1 protein-coding gene is annotated in these 417 nt (G+C 51.6%); it reads left to right on the top strand.

The window, feature by feature from the left end:
• Window positions 1-417, top strand: a 417-nt coding sequence (locus VZP09_RS24355) for a Tn3 family transposase (RefSeq protein WP_328795508.1), incomplete at both ends; no start/stop codon positions are given.

The raw sequence follows: 417 nt of genomic DNA, 5'->3' as shown, positions 1-417 counted from the left end.
GCATCACTGATGATGAAAAAGTTAGCCAGTTACCCAAAACAGAATGGACTTGCCAAAGCGCTGAGAGAGATTGGCCGCATCGAACGGACACTATTTATGCTGGACTGGTTCCGTGATCCCGGTCTGCGCCGACGCGTGCAGGCGGGGCTGAATAAGGGTGAGGCCCGTAATGCCCTTGCGCGAGCGGTCTTTTTGCACCGTCTGGGTGAAATAAGGGATCGTGGGCTGGAGAATCAGAGTTATCGCGCCAGCGGGCTGACATTACTGACAGCAGCGATCACGTTGTGGAACACGGTATATATAGAAAGAGCTATTGAGTCACTAAAACGAAAGGGTATCCCGATAAATGAGCAACTGGTCTCTCATCTTTCTCCCCTGGGCTGGGAACATATCAATCTGAGTGGAGATTACGTCTGG

The sequence above is a fragment of the Klebsiella sp. EMBS2024 genome, from assembly GCF_036233805.1.
Lineage (GTDB): Bacteria > Pseudomonadota > Gammaproteobacteria > Enterobacterales > Enterobacteriaceae > Klebsiella > Klebsiella pneumoniae.
Note: the sequence above shows the minus strand (reverse complement) of the source record. Positions and strands in the feature narration are given on the sequence as shown.